Raw genomic sequence first — 18,873 nt, forward strand, 5'->3', positions numbered from 1 at the left:
CGGCACCCCGGCGCGCCGGCGCGCTCGGCTAGCCTCGGAACATGGACCGTGACGTCGCCGAGGCCGTGGCCCTCGCCGATCGCGCCGACCTCGGCGCGGGCATCATCACGCGCGACGCCGGCGAGCACGAGATCGACGCGGTGCTCGCGCGCTTCGAGGCGACGTGGGGTGATGGGCGCGGGCCCGACCACTCGATGATCCGCGCGATCACGCACGCGGGCGGCACGGTGCTCGTCGCGGTGGCCGACGACGAGGGCGGGGTGGATGCCTCGGCCACGCCGCCGTTCGCCAAGCCCGGCGAGCTGCTCGGTGCGGCACTCGGCTTCCTCGGCTGGAGCGAGGGCGTCCACCTGCACTCCCACATGAACGCGGTCGCGCCCGCCGCACGCGGGCACGGCATCGGACTCGCGCTCAAGCTGCGCCAGCGCGCCCGCTGCCTCGAGCACGGCATCGACGAGATCCGCTGGACGTTCGACCCGCTCATCCGCCGCAACGCCCGCATGAACCTCGTGCGACTCGGTGCGGAGGTCGCCGCCTACCTGCCCGAGTTCTACGGCGTGCTCGGCGACGAGATCTCGGGCACCGACCGCAGCGACCGCTTCGAGGTGCGCTGGCGGCTCACCTCGCCGCGCGTACGAAGGGCGCTCACCGGCGGCCCGGCGCCCCGGTGGGCGGCGACGGGCGGGTTCGCGCTCATGCCCGACTACGAGAAGCTGCGGCGGGATGACGCGGCCGAGGCCGCACGGATGCGCGAGGCGTCGGTGCGTGCGTTCACCGACATGGCGCGACAGGGGCTGCGGCCCGAGCTCGACGCCGCCGGCGACTACGTGTTCACGGCCGACGATGCCGATGCGGCGGGCGACCACCGGGAGGCGAGATGACGACGGATCCGACGCAGGTCGAGGCGATCGAGCTGCATCGCATCGAGGTGCCGCTCGTGCGGCCGTTCGAGACGAGCTTCGGCCGCGAGACCGTGCGCGAGGCGCTGCTCGTGCACGTGCGCACGGACGCGGGCGACGGCTGGGGCGAATGCGTCGCCGGCCGCGAGCCGTTCTACTCGTCCGAGTACGTCGACGGCGCGGCATCCGTCATCGAGCGCTTCCTCGGCCCTGCCCTGCTCGACGCGAGCGTGGCGCACGGCGCGGGCGGGCGCGCGGGCGAAGGCCGCACCATTGCGGACGCCGTCGAGGGCCCCGGCTCGCGCGGTGCCTCGATGCCGCTCGCGAGCTCGGTCGCCGGCACGCTCGCGTTCGTCGCCGGGCACCGCATGGCGAAGGCCGCCCTCGAGGCGGCCGTGCTCGACGCCGAGTTGCGCGCGCAGGGGCGCTCGATGGGGGCGGCGTTCGGCGCGGTGCGCGAATGGGTCGACTGCGGCGTCTCGGTCGGCATCGCGCCGACGCTCGAAGAGCTGCTCGACGAGGTGACCGGCTACCTCGAGGCCGGGTACCGGCGCATCAAGCTCAAGATCAAGCCCGGCTGGGACCTCGTACCCGTTGCGGCCGTGCGCGAGCTCATGGGTCGCGACGGCCTGCTGCAGGTCGACGCGAACACGGCGTACACGGCCGACGACATCCCGACGCTCGCGAGCCTCGACGCCTTCGACCTGCTGCTCATCGAGCAGCCGTTCGCCGAGGAGGACCTCGCGACCCACGCCCGCCTCGCCGCCGCCTGCGAGACGCCCGTCTGCCTCGACGAGTCGATCCTCGACGCCGCGACCGCGATCGACGCCATCGACCGCGGCGCCACGAGCGTCGTGAACATCAAGCCGGGCCGCATGGGCGGCTACCTCGAGGCGCTGCGGGTGCACGACGCGTGCCGCGAGCTCGACGTACCGGTGTGGTGCGGCGGAATGATCGAGACGGGCATCGGCCGTGCCGCGAACGTCGCGCTCGCCGCGCTGCCCGGGTTCGAGCTGCCGGGCGACACCTCGGCATCGGATCGGTACTACGCCGAGGACCTGACCGAGCCGTTCGTGCTCGGCGAGGGCGAGCATCGCGGGCAGCTCCGCGTGCCGGATGCCCCGGGCACGGGCGTGACCGTTCGCACCGAGCTGGTGCGGGAGTGGGCGTCGCGGACGCCCGTCGAGCTCGCGCAGCGCGAGCTTCGGTAGGAAGCAGCGTCGGGCCGGGGCGTGCCGCGTCGCGTCGCGCCGTGGAGCGGCGGAAGCCCCGATGCTGCGGCGAAGTGCGGAACGTCGGCGCACGCGCCCGTGCACCCCACGGCGACCCTTCAGAGCACGAGGTCGGCCGCCGTCACGCCGATCCGCGTGACCGATTCTGCGTGCACCGGATCGTCGGCGATCGCGAACCACGTCGACGACAGGGCGCACCAGGCCACGAGCCATTCGCGCAGTCGCGTCGGCGGAAGCGCCGTGACGCCGACGACGACGGCGAACTGCCGGGCCAGCCGGCCGGGCATGAGCGCCCGGGCGTGCGACGGATTGCAGAGCAGGTTGCAGTAGTCGAACGCCGTCTCGCCGACGAGCCCCTTCGGGTCGATCACGAGCCAGCCCCGGTCGCCGAAGTCGAGCACGTTGCCGTGGTGCAGGTCGCCGTGCAGCACCCGCTCGTCGCGTTGCGACGAGAGGAGCCGATCGGCGAAGTCGGCCCCCTGCCGATGCAGCGGATCGAGGTCGTCCGCGTGGGCGAACAGCTCGCGGAACCACGTTTCGAGCGGCACGAGCAGCGGTTCGCCGGCGCCGGTCAGCGTCGGAAGCTCGGCCGGGTCGCGATGCACGAGGGCCGCTGCATCGCAGATCACCCGGGTCGCATCGTCGTCGTCGCCGTCGAGCACCATGCGCACGAGGTCGCGGCGGCCGGTGGCGCGTTCGAGCAGGAGTGCCCGCCCCTCGCGGCGGAGCACGCGGGCGACGCCGCGCCCGTCGAGGAGTTCGAGCAGTTCTGCCCCGCGCTCCTCCTCGTCGACGTGGGCGATCTTGAGCATCGCGGGCTGCCCGTCGTCGGTCCGCACCGGCATGAGCGTGCTCGACGCGGTCGTCTGCGGGTCGCCCTCGGGGCGGAGCCGCCAGCGGTGCAGCCACTCGACGTCGGCGTGGTGGCCGGGGTCGACGGGTCCGAAGTCGGTCACGAGGTGCGGCCCGCTGCATCGTCGCCGCGGGTGCGGCCTGCGGGGAACGCGAGCGACCCGTCGTCGTCGCGGTACTTCGCCCACGGGTCGTAGTCGACCTCGAGCGGCTCCTGCGGCGGACGGCCGGCCTCGGGCACGTGCTGCAGGTTCACCCGGATGCGGTACCAGAGCGACGAGCTGCCGCGCATTCCGTCGACGAGCACGTCCGCCGGCTCGAGGCGGGCGACGACGTCGGGATGCCTCGCCTTCCACCGCTCGAGGCCCTCGAGTGCCTCGGGCTTGGTCTTCGCGCGAGCGATCTCGATGAGCGGCATCGTCGACTGCCGTTGTCCCGATCCGTCGCCCGAGCCGCGTCGCGGCGGCTTCTCGGCCGGCCCGAGCTCTTCGGCGAGCCGCAGCAGCCCGTCGAGCCGACCGACGGCCTCGTCGATGCCGGCAGCCGGATCGCCGCGCTCGGCGAAGCGTTCGAGCACGGTCGCGACCGTGAAGCGCTCGGGGCGGCTCTCGCGCACCTCCGACCAGTCGAGCGGGGTCGAGACGCGGGCGTCGGGCAGGGGCCTCACCGAGTACGCCGAGGCGACGGTGCGATCCTTCGCGTTCTGGTTGAAGTCGACGAACACGCTCTCGCCGCGCTCCTCCTTCCACCAGCGGGCCGATGCGAGGCCCGGCGCGCGGAGCTCGACCTCGCGGGCGAGCGTCTCGGCGGCGAGGCGCACGTCGGGGTAGGTCCACTCGGGGGCGATGCGCACCGAGATGTGCATGCCCCGCGAGCCCGAGGTCTTCGGCCAGCCGACGAGCCCGGCATCGTCGAGCACCTCGCGGGCGACGAAGGCGACGTCGACGATCTGCGACCAGTCGACGCCCGGCATCGGGTCGAGGTCGACCCGCAGCTCGTCGGGGTGGTCGAGGTCGTCCGCACGCACCGGGTGCGGGTTGAGGTCGAGGCATCCGAGGTTCACGACCCAGGCGAGCGCGGCCGCGTCGTTCACGACCACCTCTTCGGCCGAGTTGCCCGAGGCGTAGTGCAGGGTCGCGGTCTCGATCCAGTCGGGGCGCTTGTCGGGAGCGCGCTTCTGGAAGAAGGCCTCTTGGTCGATGCCCTTCACGAACCGCTTGAGCACCATCGGGCGCCCGCCCGCTCCGCGCAGGGCGCCGTCGGCGACCGCGAGGTAGTAGTTCACGAGATCGAGCTTGGTGAGTCCCGGCTCGGGGAAGACGACCTTGTCGGGATGCGAGATGCGCACCTCGCGACCGTCGACCTCGATGACCTCTGCCGCGCGCGCCGTCGGACTCACCCTCTCACCCTAGGTCGGGCCGGTGCCGGGAGGGAACCCCGGCCGTCACTCCGCCGACGCTGCGACCGCACCATCAGGAACGGCTGCGGCTCGCGCGGCCGCGGCGTAGCGCCTCGGAGTCTCGCCGATGACGGCGCGGAACTCGCGCGTGAAGTGGGCCTGGTCGGCGAAGCCGAGCTCTGCGGCCAGCTCGGCGAGCGGCGGAGCGTCGGGCGCGGCGAGCCGGTGCGCCGCCTCCTGCATGCGATACCGGACGATGAGCCACTTCGGGGTCAGCCCCAGCCGGGAGCGCACGAGCCGCTCGAGGGCTCGCAACCCGAGCCCGGCCGCCTCGGCGAGTTCGCTCGCCCGCACGATCGAGCGGTCGGTCTCGGCGAGCTCGACGACTCGCGCGGCGAGGGCGGCGTCGGCGTCGAGCTCGAGCGCCTGGGCGCCGAGCCAGTCGGCGAAGGCCGCCACCGCCTCGTCGTCGCGCCCGTCGACGGCCGCGGCGCGCACCTGGTCGACGCCCGCCGCCGTGCCCGACAGCCGCAGGCGGTCGACGGGCACCGAGGTGCCGACGAGCGCGCGGATCTCGCCCGGCGCGATGAGCCCGGCGACACCGGGTTGCAGGAGGGCGCCGACGGCCCAACCCTCGCCTTCGAGGCGTGAACGGCCTCGCCCGATCGACGGGCCGTGCAGGGCCGCTCGGGAGAGCTCGACGACGAGGTTCGCCGAGGGGTACTCGAGCACGCCCTGCTCGACGACGACCCCGTCGGGCAATCGCCAGCGGGGCACCCAGAAGTGGCGTACGACGTGCGCGACGGCGGGCGGCGCCGGGAAACGTGCGAGTCGCACGGGCGCCTCCGCCGCGTGCTGCGCCGCCGCATCGGACGCGATGGGGGCGAGGCCGGGCTCGCCTGGCCTCGGTGCGAGCACGCCCTTCTCGGCCGCGCCGGCGCGCGTCCGCCAGTAGTCCGAGGGCTGCATGCTCCGAGTATGGCGACCTCCGCCGACACGCGATGCCTGCCGACGGCTGCCCACGCCCCGACGCGCCCGAGCCGCCGTCGCGTTTGTGCAAGACGCCGGCGCCGAGGCATCCGTAGCGTCTCACCAATACCGAACCGAAGCAGAACGAACGGAAGGAACCGACCATGGCCGATTTCGAGATGACCCTCTACGTCGCCGCCGGACCGCAGCGGGTGTGGGACGCGATCACCGGCGACGAGGGCAGCCGCGCCGTCATGTGGGGCTCGGTGCTCCGCGGCGAGCTCGCCCCGGGCGAGCGCTACGAGTACGTGGGCCCCGGGCAGGACGGGGAGGAGACGGTGCACGTGTACGGCGAGGTGCTCGCCGCCGAGCCGGGTGCGCTGCTGCAGCTCTCCGAGCACCCCGGCCCCACCTACCGCGAGAACCACGCCGACCTGCGCAGCCGCATGACCTGGCGCATGAGCTCCGCGGGCGAGGATCTCACCAAGCTCACCTTCACGAACGACGAGTGGAGCGAGGGGCACCCGGCCGAAGCCGAGACCGCCGAGACGTGGCCGCTCGTGCTCTCGAGCTTCAAGTCGTGGATCGAGACGGGTCGTGCGCTCCCGTTCCCGGGGTGAGGCGGGTCTCGGCCGCGCCGAGCCGCCTCGATAGGATCGCGACATGGCCGATGACGCGGTGAAGCAAGCTCAGGAGGCGGCCGCCGCTGCGGCCGAAGCGGCGAAGGCGCTGCAGGCGCAGGCCGAGGCTGCGATCAAGGCGGCCGAGGAGGCGGCGGCGCTCGCGAAGGCGGCCGCCGAGGTCGCGAAGGCCGAGGATGCCACAGCCGAAGCGCCGCAGGCAGCCGAAGCACCCGCCGCGGCCGCGGCGGCGCCCCAGAAGCCCGCGCCCGAGGCATCCGGCCCGCTCGACCAGGAGCACGTCGAGGTCGTGCGATCCGGGTACGCGTTCGAAGGCCCCGCGCTCGAGATGGGCGCGCTCGTCAACGGCGAGGCGATGCCCGGCGTCCCGGTGCGCATCCCGATCGCGATGACGAACCGGCACGGACTCGTCGCGGGCGCGACCGGCACCGGCAAGACCCGCACCCTGCAGGTGCTCGCCGAGCAGCTGTCGGCGGCGGGCGTCGCGGTCTTCGCCGCCGACATCAAGGGCGACCTCTCGGGCGTCGCGACGCCCGGCGAGGGCAATGAGAAGCTCCTGAAGCGCACGGCCGGCATCGGGCAGGACTGGACGCCCGCGAGCTTCCCGACCGAGTTCTTCTCGCTCGGCGGCGTCGGCAAGGGCGTGCCCATCCGTGCCACGATCTCGGGGTTCGGGCCGCTGCTGCTCTCGAAGGTGCTCGGGCTCAACGACACCCAGGAGTCGAGCCTCGGCCTCGTCTTCCACTACGCGAACAAGAACAACCTCGCCCTCCTCGACCTCGAGGACCTGCGCGCCGTGCTGGCCTACCTCGTGAGCGACGAGGGCAAGCCCGAGCTGGAGGGGCTCGGCGGCCTCTCGAAGGCGACGGTCGGGGTCATCCTGCGCGAGCTCATCACCTTCGCCGACCAGGGCGCCGACGTGTTCTTCGGCGAGCCCGAGATCGACACGGCCGAGTTCCTGCGCACCGCGCCCGACGGACGGGGTGTGATCAGCCTGCTCGAGGTGCCGGGTGTCGCCGACAAGCCGGCGCTGTACTCCACGTTCCTCATGTGGCTGCTCGCCGATCTCTTCACCGACCTGCCCGAGGTCGGCGACCTCGACAAGCCGAAGCTCGTCTTCTTCTTCGACGAGGCGCACCTGCTCTTCAAGGACGCGTCGAAGGAGTTCCTCGCGCAGATCACCCAGACGGTGCGGCTCATCCGGTCGAAGGGGGTCGGCGTGTTCTTCGTCACGCAGACGCCGAAGGACGTTCCGGGCGACGTGCTCGCCCAGCTCGGCTCGCGGGTGCAGCACCAACTGCGAGCGTTCACGCCCGACGATGCGAAGGCGCTGCGCGCGACCGTGTCGACCTACCCGAACTCGGGTTACGACCTGGAAGAGACGCTCACCGTGCTCGGCACGGGCGAGGCGATCGTCACGGTGATGAACGAGAAGGGCGCGCCGTCGCCCGTCGCGTGGACGAGGCTTCGTGCACCGCGGGCGTCGATGTCGCCCTCACCCGACGCGGCGATCGATGCGGCCGTCGCCGCGTCGCCGCTTTCGGCGAAGTACTCGACGGGCATCGACCGCGAGTCGGCGCACGAGATCCTGACGAAGAAGCTCGCGGATGCCGCGGCGAGGGTGGATGCCGAAGAGGCCGCGGCGGCCAAGGCGAAGGCCGACGCCGAGTACGCGAAGATGCAGGCGAAGATCCAGGCCGACGCCGCGAAGGCCGACAAGAAGGCGCAGGCCGAGTACGACCGACTGATGAAGCAGACGTCCGGGAGTTCCCGGTCGTCGTCGCGGTCGCGGTCGAAGGAGAAGTCGGCGCTCGAGGAGGTGCTCGGCTCGCGCACCACCCAGACCGTGCTGAAGCAGGTCATCACCGGCATCTTCGGCATGGCCAAGCGCCGCTGAGGCTGCACTGATGAAGTAGCGCCCGACGAACGAGGACGCGTATCGAGACCCGGTACGGGAGGATGGGCGTGATGTTCCAGATCCGCCCGTACCGCCCAGCCGACCGCGACGACGTCGCACTGGTCTGCCTGCGCACCGCGGCAGCGGGCGGCGACGCGACGGGGGTGTACTCCGACGACACGCTCATGCCCGAGGTGTTCGCACTGCCGTACGTCGAGTACGCGCCCGAACTCACCTTCGTCGTGGCCGACGAGCAACGTGCCGCGGGTTACGTGATGGCCGTCGCCGACACGGCGGACTTCGTCGAGTGGTGGCGGCGCGAGTGGGCGCCGGGCTTCGCGGCGAGGCATCCCGTCGCCGCGCCGCCGACCGAGCACGCACCCGCGTTCACCGAGGCCGCCCTCATCGACGCGGGCGTGCACCCCGAGCGCATGCTCATCCCCGAACTCGACCGGTACCCCGCCCACCTGCACATCGACCTGCTGCCCGAACTGCAGGGGCAGGGCTGGGGACGCCGGCTCATCGACACGGTGCGCGGTGCACTCGCCGAGCGAGGAGTCGCTGCGCTCCACCTCGGCCTCGCGGCCGAGAACACGGGTGCGCGGGCGTTCTACGACCGGCTGGGATTCCACGAGCTGCCGTCGAGCACGCCGGTGTCGCCGAAGCTCGGCGTCGCGACGCAGTGACCCGGCGGTCGAGGAGCGCGATGCCGTCGGCCGAGCAGCGCGAAACGCGTGTCGAGACCACTGGCCTCGCGGCTCAGGCCATGAGCGAGCGACGCTCGAACCAGTAGAGCAGCCCGGGATCGCTCTCGCGCAGTTCGGCGAGCGTCACCGGTTCGTCCCGCGTCGACTCCTCGACGTCGAGCACACCGGCGACGAGGTCCATCGCCGACGCGTCCCAGAACCGGCCGCGCATGCGGAACCGGCCGCGGCCGCTGCGGCACACGACGAACAGCTCGTCGGTCGTGTCGAGGCTGTTCGACCGGTAGAGGTCGAGCCGCAGCACCTTCGAGACGTCGCGGGCCGCGACGACCGTGGTGGTGCCGAAGAATCCGCGTTCGACGATGCCGTAGCGGCTGATCGACACCCGGGTGCGGCGGTAGGCGATCCAGGCGAGGCACATCAGCCCGCCGACGATCGCGGCCGTTGCCGCGACGATCGGCCACGACCCCGTCGGATCGAGCACCCACAGCTCGACGGCGAGCAGTGGAAGCACGAGCGCCGCTGCCGCGACGCCGTAGCTCCATCCGAGCGTGCGACGAGGCCTCAGGGTGATCACCCTGAGGCCGTCGCCCCCTGCTGCCGCCGCGCTGATGGAGGAGCCCCCTGCATCCCCACTCCTCGCTTCCACCGGTGCCGCTGACATCTCTCACATCATCCGCCTCGCGCGAGGTGCACGCTATTCGGCATTAATGAGGACACGGCGGGGCGCGACGCGCGCGGACGCGGCGATCGGACGGAAGGGGAAGAATGTGCCGGCGTCGTGGGGTCAACGAGAACGCCGTCGTCTTCGTCGACATCTCGGGCCCTCACGACCCGGCTCAGGACAGCATAGGCGCTGCCGGCGACGATGGCGGACATGGGGGCACGGGCGGATGCCTCGACGCAGAACACCCCTCGACCGGCATCGGGAAGATGCCGGCGAGGGGCGGTGCCGATCGCGTGACGGGCGTGATCGTTCTTGGCGGAGGATGGGGGATTCGAACCCCGGTGTGGGTGCTGTGCGCGCACCCGGCGTGATCGTTCTTGGCGGAGGATGGGGGATTCGAACCCCGGTGTGGGTGCTGTGCGCGCACCCGGCGTGATCGTTCTTGGCGGAGGACGGGGGATTCGAACCCCGGTGTGGGTGCTGTGCGCGCACCCGGCGTGATCGTTCTTGGCGGAGGATGGGGGATTCGAACCCCCGAGGGCTTTCACCCAACACGCTTTCCAAGCGTGCGCCATAGGCCACTAGGCGAATCCTCCAGTGACCCCCCACGCACCCGCCAGAGCCCGGTTACCCTTGCTGCGTTTCCGCCCTGGGGGAGTTGGCCTGGATAGCGCCACGTGGGGAGCCTCGGACAGTCTACCCGAGTCGGGCGGCCCCGCTGCACGGCGGGCCGCACGAGCCCCCTGGAACGCGCACCCGGAGGGAGCATCGCTCCGAGAAAGCCGGCCACAATTCCACATTTCCACACGTCGCCCGTCCACAATTCCACTTGTCCACACGTCGCCCGTCCACAATTCCACTTGTCCACACCGTCTGCGGAGCGAAACCTCCGGCGGCGCCGCCGAGCGCGCATCGAGTAGGGGTCGAATCCGCCACCTCGCAGCCTGGTCGACTCGTGCCGACGTGACGGACTCGTGGTTGCACCTGCTGTGGTCATGTGGTCATGTGGTCGCACGAGGCGTGGTCACCTGATCTTGTGGTCGGTCTCGTGCACGGGGCGCGAGGGGGGCGCGATGGCCGGACTCGGCCGAGTCGAGGGTGGCGCCGTCGCGGGCGCGCTGGTCGGCATTCTCGCGCTCGCCGGGTGCGCCGCCCCATCGGTCGAGGCGCGCGCCGTCGGCCCGACGACCGTCCTCATGAGGGTCGGCGGCTCCGACATCGAGGAGCAGGCGGCCTTCGTCGGCAGCATCGACGTCGAGAGCGGATGCCTCGTGGCGCGCGCCGAGGGCGGTGACGTCATCGGCATCGTCCTGCCCGACGAAGCGCGGGTCGCGGACCGCGCTGGCGGGCTCGAGGTGGAGTTCGACGGTCTCGTCACGGAGGTCGGCGACCCGGTGTTGCTGGGTGGCGGTTATCGCGAGGCGGCGTCGGTCGGCAGCGTGCCCGACGAGTGCGAACACTCGGAGTACTTCCAGCCGAACGCCCGGCAGGGCGAGGAGCCCGCCGAATAGGCTGGATGCGTGGCGCACAGCATCTACATCTGCTCGGCCGAGGGCAACACCGGCAAGTCCACCGTCGCGCTCGGCACGCTCGACACGCTGACCCGACGCGCGGCGAAGGTCGGCGTGTTCCGTCCCATCGCGCGATCGACAGCCGAACGCGACTACGTGCTCGAGCTGCTGCTCGCCCACGACGGCGTGGTGCCGCTCACCTACGACGAGGCGATCGGCGTCTCGTACGACGAGGTGCACGCCGATCCCGATGCGGCGCTCGCGACGATCGTGCGCCGCTTCAAGGCCGTCGAGGGCCGCTGCGACGCGGTCGTCATCATCGGCTCCGACTACACCGATGTCGGCAGCCCCACCGAGCTCGCGTACAACGCGCGCATCGCCGCCAACCTCGCAACCCCGGTGCTGCTCGTGCTCGGCGGACGTGTCGGCGAGTACCAGGGGCGTGCACTCAGCGAGCGGCTCGGCGACAGCGACGCTCGCACGCCCGACGAGCTCGCCCAGCTCTCGGAGCTCGCCGTCGAGGAGCTCGAGCGCGAGCACGCCTCACTCCTCGGCGTCGTGGTCAATCGCGCCGACCCCGACCGGCTCGACGAGATCGTCGACGCGGTCCGTGCGGCGGGGCTCGGCCCGGTGGCGGGCGCCCGGCCCGGCGGCGTCGTCGCCGGCGAGGCATCCCAGGTCGCCGTCTGGGCCATCCCCGAGGACCAGTTCCTCGTCGCGCCCTCGATGCGCACGATCATGCAGGCCGTCGACGGCGAGCTCTATGCGGGCGACCCCGACCTGCTCGACCGCGAGGCGCTCGGCGTCGTGATCGCGGCGATGTCGATGGAGAACGTGCTCTCGCGGCTCATCGAGGGCTCGGTCGTGATCGTGCCCGGCGACCGCAGCGAAGTGCTGCTCGGAGTGCTCACGGCGCACTCGTCGCAGACGTTCCCGTCGGTCTCGGGCATCGTGCTGAACGGCGGCTTCCCCCTCTCCGAGCACATCGTGCGACTCGTCGAGGGCCTCAAGGCGGGGCTGCCGATCATCCGCACCGAGCTCTCGAGCTACGAGACCGCCCTCGCGATCACCCACACCCGCGGGCGGCTCGCCGCCGAGTCGCAGCGCAAGCGCGACACGGCCCTGTCGCTGTTCGAGCACCACGTCGATGCCGACGCGCTGCTCGACCGGCTCGAGATCGCGAGCCCCGAGGTCGTCACGCCGCTCATGTTCGAGTACGGCCTGCTCGAGCGGGCGCGCCGCGAGCGCAAGCACATCGTGCTGCCCGAGGGCTACGACGACCGCATCCTGCGGGCTGCGGCGACCCTGCTCGCCCGCGACGTGGCCGACCTCACGATCCTCGGCGAGGAGATCGAGGTCCGCTCGCGCGCGATCGGGCTCGGCCTCGACATCTCGCGCGCGGCGGTGCTGTCGAATCACGACTTCGTCTACGTGACGCGCTTCGCCGAGGAGTACCAGAAGCGGCGCGCGCACAAGGGCGTCACGCTCGAGCAGGCGCGCGAGCGAGTGCAGGACGTGTCGTACTTCGGCACGATGATGGTCGAGCTCGGCATGGCCGACGGCATGGTGTCGGGCGCGGCGCACACGACCGCGCACACGATCCGCCCCTCGTTCGAGATCATCAAGACGAAGCCGGGCGTCGACATCGTCTCGAGCGTGTTCCTCATGGCGCTCGCCGACCGGGTGCTCGTCTACGGCGACTGCGCGATCGTGCCCGACCCGACGGCCGAGCAGCTCGCGGACATCGCGATCTCGTCGGCGCAGACCGCCGCCCAGTTCGGCATCGAGCCGCGCATCGCGATGCTCTCGTACTCGACGGGGGAATCGGGCGAGGGCGCCGACGTCGACAAGGTGCGCCGCGCGACCGAGCTCGTTCGCGAGCGCGCCCCCGAGCTCGCGGTCGAGGGGCCGATCCAGTACGACGCGGCCGCCGACGCGGCGGTCGCGCGCACGAAACTGCCCCAGTCGGACGTCGCGGGCCGGGCCACCGTGTTCGTCTTCCCCGACCTCAACACGGGCAACAACACCTACAAGGCGGTGCAGCGGTCGGCGGGCGCCGTCGCGATCGGGCCCGTGCTGCAGGGCCTGCGCAAGCCCATCAACGACCTCTCGCGCGGCGCACTCGTGCAGGACATCGTCAACACCGTGGCCATCACGGCGATCCAGGCGGCGGATGCCTCGTGAGCGTCGTCCTCGTCATCAACTCGGGCTCCTCGTCACTGAAGTACCAGTTGATCGAGTCCGGCTCCGGGCGCTCGCTCGCGTCTGGGCTGGTCGAGCGGATCGGGCGCCCCGGCGGGCGGGCGAAGCACGTCGTCTCGACGGACGGGCCCGACGGCGCCGACGGCGCCGACAGGGGCGGCGACGAGGCATCCGTCACCCGTGAACGCGACGTCGAGGTGCCCGACCACTTCGCGGCCTTCGACGTGATGCTCGAGGCGTTCGCCGAGGCGGGGCCGCCGCTCGCGGCGAACCCGCCGGTCGCGGTCGGGCACCGGGTGGTGCAGGGCGGTGCGCGCTTCTTCGAGCCGACCGTCATCACCGACCTCGTGAAGATCAACATCGACGAGCTGTCGACCCTCGCGCCGCTGCACAATCCGGCCAACCTCGAGGGCATCGAGGCGGCGCAGCGGGCGTTCCCCGACGTGCCGCACGTGGCGGTGTTCGACACGGCGTTCCACCAGACGATGCCGCCGGCCGCCTACACGTACGCGATCGACCGCGACGTGGCGGCCAAGCACCGCATCCGGCGGTACGGGTTCCACGGCACATCGCACCGGTACGTCTCACGGGCTGCGGCGGAGTTCCTCGGCCGGCCGCTCGAGGAGCTGCGCCAGATCGTGCTGCACCTCGGCAACGGGGCGTCGGCGTGCGCGGTCGAGGGCGGTCGATCGGTCGACACGAGCATGGGCATGACGCCGCTCGAGGGGCTCGTCATGGGCACCCGGTCGGGTGACCTCGACCCTGCGGTGCTCCTGCACCTGCAGCGGCGCGCGGGGCTCGACGTCGACGGCGTCGATGAACTGCTGAACCGCCGCAGCGGCATCCTCGGGCTCGGCGGGCACGCCGACATGCGCGACCTCGTCGAAGCGGCCGGGGCGGGCGACGAGCGCGCGGCGCTCGCGCTCGACGTGTACGCGCACCGGTTGAAGGCGTACATCGGCGCCTATCTCGCGCAGCTCGGCGGTGTCGACGTGATCTCGTTCACCGCCGGGGTCGGCGAGAACTCGGTGCGCGTTCGGGCCGCCGCGCTCGCCGGGCTCGAGCGGCTCGGCATCGAGCTCGACGCCGAGCGGAACTCGGTGCGCTCGGGGCAGACCCGCGTGATCTCGACCGACGGCTCGCCCGTCACCGTGCTCGTCGTGCCGACGAACGAGGAGCTCGAGATCGCCCGCCAGGCGCTCGAGGCGATCTGAGCAACTCTGCAACAACTGTTGTGCAATAACTCTTGCAGAGTTACCATGGCGGTGTGAGCGAACACGAGAACTCCATCGACCTGCGCGACGCAGGGGCCATGCGCGCCATGGCGCACCCGCTGCGGTTGCGCCTCCTCGGCCTGCTGCGCATGCACGGGCCGCACTCGGTCGGCATGCTCGCCGAGGCGACGGGCGCGGCATCGGGGTCGATCAGCTACCACCTGTCGACTCTCGCGAAGTACGGCTTCGTCGAGCCCGCGCCCGAGCACGAGCGCGACGGCCGCGAGCGCTGGTGGCGGTCGGCGCACGAGATGACGAGCCTGAACGCCGAGTCGTACCTCGACGATCCCGACCGCCGAGAGGCCGCCGAGGCGATGCGCAGGACGGTCATCGACGCGTACCATCGCGAGCTGCTCGACGCGCTCGACGCCGAATTCGCGCTCGAGCCCGAGTGGATCGCCGCATCGGACTCGAGCGACGGGGGCGCGCAGCTCACGCTCGACGAGTTCCGGGAGCTCACCGCAGACCTGGCCGCCGTGCGCGAGAAGTGGTGGGCGGTCGGGCGCGAGCCGCGCCCCGGCACCCGAGCGGTGCGGTGGATCACCCACACGTTCCCGAGGACCGAGCAATGAGCGCCGAGATCGACCTCGAGCGGGTCGCGGATCTCCCGACGCAGGAGGACGCGCCTCGAAACCCACCGGCGCCCCGGCGGCTCCCGCTCTTCGCGAATCTCGCCGCCGCGCTGTTCTCGCTCGGGGGCAACGCCATCGCCCTGGTCGCGCTGCCGATCATCGCCCTCACCGAGACGGGCTCGCCGCTCGCCGCGGGGGTCGTCGGCGTGTTCTCCACGGTGCCGCTCGTGATCGGCGGCGCCCTCGGCGGCGTCCTCGTCGACCGCTTCGGCTACCGGGTGTCGAGCATCGTCGCCGACCTCGCGAGCGCCGTGACCGTGCTCGCGATCCCGTTGCTGCATGCGACCGTCGGCCTGCCCTTCGGCGTCATGCTCGCGCTGGTCTTCCTCGGCGGCCTCCTCGACCCTCCCGGCGACACCGCCAAGACCTCGATGACGCCCGACCTCGCGGCGCTCGCGCGCTGGCCGATCGAGCGCGCGGCCGGCGCACAGGCGGCCGTGCAGCGGACGGCCGTGATGCTCGGCGCGGGCACGGCGGGCGCCCTCGTCGCCTTCCTCGGTCCGATGCCGGCGCTCCTCGTCGATGCGGGCGGGTTCGCCGTCTCGACCCTGCTCGTGGCGTGCTTCATCCCGCGCGCCGCCCGCACCCAATCGACCGACGGGCGGGCGCAGGAGCCGTCCGCCGCGACTCGCTCCGAGCGCGGCGGCTTCGTCGAGGGTCTTCGCTTCGTGGCATCCTCGCCGCTGCTGCGCTCGATCGTGCTGCTCGTCACGCTCACGAACGCGATCGACGCGGCCGGCATGACCGTGCTGAAGCCGCTCTACGCGACGCAGGTGCTCGGCGACCCGGCCCAGCTGGGCTTCATGGTCGGCTGCTTCGCGGCAGGCGCCCTCACCGGGTCGATCGTCTTCGGGGCGGTCGGGCATCGCTTCTCTGGACGGCTCATGTTCGCCGCATGCTTCATGGTGGCCGGCACGCTGCCGTACCTCACGATGGCGCTCGGCGCGCCGGTGCCGGTGCTGCTGCCGGTGCTCGCGCTCTCCGGATTCGCCGCAGGCGCGATCAACCCCATGATCTCGACCGCGATGTACGGCCTCATCCCCGACGGCATGCGCGCCCGCGTCTTCGGGGTGACCACGGCCGGTGTCGCCGCGACGATGCCGCTCGGCGCGTTCCTCGGCGGCCTCGCGGCCGAGCAGCTCGGCCTCGTTCCGACGCTCGCGGGCTGTGCGGCCCTCTACGTCGTGCTCGCATCGTCGCCGCTGTACCTGACGTCGTTCAGGGGGCTGCGGAGCTCGACCTGACCCCCGTTCGGGGGTGATTTTCCTCGCTTCCCCTATCGGGTGGCGCCGTGCCGCAATATGTTGAGCCCATGCGGCGCGGGGGGCGTCGCACGCTGACTCTGGGGGGACGTCACATGTTCGTCGCGCGCGCCCGTACGACCGTCGAACGGAGGCGCCGAGGAGCGCACCGAGCCGAAGACCCGCGAGGGCACCGGGCCCTGCGTTGGCTCGCCGCCGTCGGGGTCGTCGCGCTCACCGCGGGCGGCGGTGCGATCTCCGCGCAAGCCGCACCGGGGGACACGTCGTACGCCGAAGGACAGTTCCTCTCGGGCACGCTGCTCGATTTCGTCGATCTGAGCGCTGTCGCCGGCATCGACGGCGAGACGGCCTCCAGCGACGGCGTCACCCCCGAGACCAATTCGACGAACCTCGACCTCTCGGCGCTCTCGGTGCTGAGCATCGACATCGGCGGCGGCGTGCAGGTGCCGCTGAACTTCACCGAGGCGGGCGTCGTCGGCCAGTACGCGAGCGCAGCGATCGACGGATCGTCGATCGGCGCCTCGGGGCTCATCTCGGACTCGGGTGCGATCGGCACCGGGGTCACCCCCGCGCCCGGCGTCGCGCCGGGCCCGATGAGCCTCGACCTGGCCCAGCTGCTCGGCCCCGAGTTCGCCACGACGATCTCCGACCTCGACGTCACGCTCGGCGCGATCAGCGCGAACGCCGCGGCGAACACCGGCGGTGCGCCCGTCGGCGACTACGAGATCGCAAGCGCGACGGTCGTCGTGGACAGCCCGGTCGTCGAGGGCATCACCGGCACGGTCGACGCAGCCGTGGCCGACCTCGACGCAGAGGTCGACGCACTCGCCGGTCCCGATGGACTGCTCGTTGAGGGCGTCCTCTCGGCCGTCAGCAGCGTCCTCGCGGTCGGAGGCCTGGGAGACGCCTCCGCGACCGTGACCGTCGACCTGCAGGCCGCGGTCGACGCCGTGCTCGACGTGCCGCTCGACTCCGGCGGCGGCGTCGTCATCGACCTGCAGAACGGCACGATCACGCTCGACCTCGACCAACTCGTCGGAGGGCTCAATGACCTCGACCCGAGCACCGAGCTGCTCTCGAGCGCGGTGCTCACCGAGGTCACGAGCCAGGTCGCCGAACTCGTCGACGGACTCGTCGCCGATCTCGATCTCGCGGTCACGAACGCGCTGAACAACGCCGCCGTCTCCATCGACGTCGACATCAACGGACCGGCACCGCTGTCGCTCCCGCTCGTCAACGTCACGGTGACGGGAACGCTCCTGCAGATCTCCGACGGCACGGCGACGGTCGGCATCACCGCGCTCGGCGGCCTGCCGATCGGAGGACTCACCGACGAGATCATCCTCGATACCCTCGGCCCGATCGTGGACGCGGTGATCGACCCTGATACCGGCGCGCTCGGAACCTTCCTCACCACGCTGACCGACGACGTCCTGAACCCCGTCATCAACGAGTTGAACCCTGCGCTGCTCCTCCTCAACACGGTCGTGTCGCTGCTCGCGAACGTGCAGGAGCCGTCGCCCGGCGTCGCCGGCCAGGTCTTCGAGGAGACCGCCCTGCGCCTGAGCCTCCTGCCGACGACGATCGTGCCCGAACTCCTCGAGCTGAACCTCGCTCGCGCCCTCGTCGGACCGAATCTCGTGGCGCCGGTGCTGACGACGCTCACGCCCGACGAGGGACCGACCGCAGGCGGCACGCTCGTGACGATCGACGGCACGGCGCTCGGCGGTGCGACCGCGGTCACCGTCGACGGTGTCTCGGTGCCCTTCACGCAGGTGAGCGAGACCCAGATCACCTTCTCGACTCCGCCGCACGCCGAAGGCCCGGTCGGGGTGACGGTCACGACCGCGGCGGGCGTGAGCGCTCCGCTCACGTTCACCTACGTGCCCGCTCCGGTCCTCACGACGCTGACGCCCGACGAAGGGCCGGCCGCAGGCGGCACCCCCGTGACGATCGACGGCACCGACCTGGCCGGGGCGACCGAGGTCTCGGTCGACGGTGTCTCGGTGCCGTTCACGCAGGTGAGCGACACGCAGATCACGTTCTCGACGCCCGCGCACGCTGCCGGCCCCGTCGACGTGACGGTCACGACCGCCGGCGGCGAGAGCGGCCCGCTGACGTTCACGTACATTCCTGCGCCGGTGCTCACCGACCTCGATCCCGAAGCGGGCCCGGTTGCGGGTGGCACTCCGGTGACGATCACGGGCACCGATCTCGGCGGGGCGACGGCGGTGACGGTCGACGGGGTGTCGGTGCCGTTCACGCAGGTGAGCGGCACGCAGATCACGTTCTCGACGCCCGCGCACGCCGCGGGCCCCGTGGACGTCGTCGTGACGACGCCGGGCGGCGACAGCAATGCGCTGCCGTTCACGTACTTCGACGAGCCCGTGCTCACGACCCTCACGCCCGACGAGGGCCCAGCGGCGGGCGGCACGCCGGTGACGATCGACGGCACGGCACTCGGCGGCGCGACGGAGGTGACGGTCGACGGGGTGTCGGTGCCGTTCACCCAGGTGAGCGACACGCAGATCACCTTCGTGACCCCGGCGCATGCCGCCGGCCCCGTCGACGTGGTCGTGACGACGCCGGGCGGCGCGAGCGACCCGCTCGCCTTCACCTACCTGCCCGGTCCGCTGCTCACGGGGCTCGACCCGGATGCGGGGCCGGTGGCGGGCGGTACGCCGGTGACGATCACGGGCACCGATCTCGGCGGGGCGACGGCGGTGACGGTC

General features: G+C 71.9%; 15 protein-coding genes, 1 tRNA gene and 1 other RNA gene. 11 read left to right on the top strand and 6 right to left on the bottom strand.

Annotation, left to right across the window (positions count from 1 at the left end; all coding sequences use genetic code 11):
* The first annotated feature begins 41 nt into the window (after positions 1-41).
* The gene (locus ACFWGP_RS06285; protein ID WP_376930407.1) at positions 42-881 is read left to right on the top strand and encodes a hypothetical protein; all 840 of its coding nucleotides are present in this window, start codon (positions 42-44) and stop codon (positions 879-881) included.
* The gene (gene menC / locus ACFWGP_RS06290) at positions 878-2,110 is read left to right on the top strand and encodes an o-succinylbenzoate synthase (protein WP_376930408.1); all 1,233 of its coding nucleotides are present in this window, start codon (positions 878-880) and stop codon (positions 2,108-2,110) included. Before ACFWGP_RS06285 ends, menC begins: the two co-directional genes overlap by 4 nt.
* 119 nt (positions 2,111-2,229) lie before the next feature.
* Here the strand turns inward: menC and ACFWGP_RS06295 are convergent, their stop codons facing one another.
* From ACFWGP_RS06295 to ACFWGP_RS06305, 3 genes are read right to left on the bottom strand one after another with little or no spacing between them, the layout of a single operon-like run.
* Complete coding sequence (locus ACFWGP_RS06295; protein WP_376930409.1) at positions 2,230-3,087, bottom strand: aminoglycoside phosphotransferase family protein; 858 nt, start codon at positions 3,085-3,087, stop codon at positions 2,230-2,232.
* Positions 3,084-4,382, bottom strand: a complete 1,299-nt coding sequence (gene ligD, locus ACFWGP_RS06300; RefSeq protein ID WP_376930410.1) for a non-homologous end-joining DNA ligase — start codon at positions 4,380-4,382, stop codon at positions 3,084-3,086. Before ligD ends, ACFWGP_RS06295 begins: the two co-directional genes overlap by 4 nt.
* Positions 4,383-4,427: 45 nt before the next feature.
* Positions 4,428-5,351, bottom strand: coding sequence for a helix-turn-helix domain-containing protein (locus ACFWGP_RS06305; RefSeq protein WP_376930411.1), 924 nt, complete (start codon positions 5,349-5,351; stop codon positions 4,428-4,430).
* 164 nt (positions 5,352-5,515) lie between these two features.
* Here ACFWGP_RS06305 and ACFWGP_RS06310 point away from each other — a divergent pair, with 164 nt between their 5' ends.
* From ACFWGP_RS06310 to ACFWGP_RS06320, 3 genes are all read left to right on the top strand, one after another.
* Positions 5,516-5,971, top strand: a complete 456-nt coding sequence (locus tag ACFWGP_RS06310; RefSeq protein ID WP_376930412.1) for an SRPBCC domain-containing protein — start codon at positions 5,516-5,518, stop codon at positions 5,969-5,971.
* A gap of 43 nt (positions 5,972-6,014) precedes the next feature.
* A complete protein-coding gene (locus tag ACFWGP_RS06315) occupies positions 6,015-7,889 on the top strand; it encodes a helicase HerA-like domain-containing protein (protein ID WP_376930413.1) in 1,875 nt (624 codons plus the stop codon).
* Between the two features lie 71 nt (positions 7,890-7,960).
* On the top strand, positions 7,961-8,575 hold the full coding sequence (locus tag ACFWGP_RS06320; RefSeq protein WP_376930414.1) for a GNAT family N-acetyltransferase: 615 nt from the start codon (positions 7,961-7,963) through the stop codon (positions 8,573-8,575).
* A gap of 73 nt (positions 8,576-8,648) precedes the next feature.
* Here the strand turns inward: ACFWGP_RS06320 and ACFWGP_RS06325 are convergent, their stop codons facing one another.
* The 3 genes from ACFWGP_RS06325 to ffs all read right to left on the bottom strand — a co-directional run bounded on the left by ACFWGP_RS06325 (position 8,649) and on the right by ffs (position 9,950).
* A complete protein-coding gene (locus ACFWGP_RS06325) occupies positions 8,649-9,170 on the bottom strand; it encodes a hypothetical protein (RefSeq protein ID WP_231431764.1) in 522 nt (173 codons plus the stop codon).
* Between the two features lie 598 nt (positions 9,171-9,768).
* Positions 9,769-9,856, bottom strand: a tRNA-Ser gene (locus ACFWGP_RS06330).
* Positions 9,854-9,950: signal recognition particle sRNA small type (gene ffs, locus ACFWGP_RS06335), an RNA gene on the bottom strand. Before ffs ends, ACFWGP_RS06330 begins: the two co-directional genes overlap by 3 nt.
* Positions 9,951-10,333: 383 nt before the next feature.
* Between ffs and ACFWGP_RS06340 the strand changes: the two genes are divergently transcribed.
* The 6 genes from ACFWGP_RS06340 to ACFWGP_RS06365 all read left to right on the top strand — a co-directional run.
* Positions 10,334-10,771: a hypothetical protein gene (locus ACFWGP_RS06340; protein ID WP_376930415.1), complete on the top strand. Its 438-nt coding sequence runs from the start codon at positions 10,334-10,336 to the stop codon at positions 10,769-10,771.
* 9 nt (positions 10,772-10,780) lie between these two features.
* Positions 10,781-12,955, top strand: a complete 2,175-nt coding sequence (pta, locus tag ACFWGP_RS06345; protein ID WP_275506480.1) for a phosphate acetyltransferase — start codon at positions 10,781-10,783, stop codon at positions 12,953-12,955.
* Positions 12,952-14,187: an acetate/propionate family kinase gene (locus tag ACFWGP_RS06350; RefSeq protein WP_376930416.1), complete on the top strand. Its 1,236-nt coding sequence runs from the start codon at positions 12,952-12,954 to the stop codon at positions 14,185-14,187. Before pta ends, ACFWGP_RS06350 begins: the two co-directional genes overlap by 4 nt.
* A gap of 53 nt (positions 14,188-14,240) precedes the next feature.
* On the top strand, positions 14,241-14,819 hold the full coding sequence (locus ACFWGP_RS06355; RefSeq protein ID WP_376930417.1) for an ArsR/SmtB family transcription factor: 579 nt from the start codon (positions 14,241-14,243) through the stop codon (positions 14,817-14,819).
* Positions 14,816-16,123 (top strand): MFS transporter, encoded by a 1,308-nt coding sequence (locus ACFWGP_RS06360; protein WP_376930418.1) that lies wholly within the window; start codon positions 14,816-14,818, stop codon positions 16,121-16,123. The genes ACFWGP_RS06355 and ACFWGP_RS06360 overlap by 4 nt, the downstream gene beginning before the upstream one ends.
* A 113-nt stretch (positions 16,124-16,236) precedes the next feature.
* Positions 16,237-18,873 (top strand): choice-of-anchor G family protein (locus tag ACFWGP_RS06365; protein WP_376930419.1); only part of this gene is annotated, 2,637 nt, incomplete at its 3' end.

The organism is Agromyces sp. NPDC127015 (assembly GCF_042725165.1).
GTDB lineage: Bacteria > Actinomycetota > Actinomycetes > Actinomycetales > Microbacteriaceae > Agromyces > Agromyces chromiiresistens.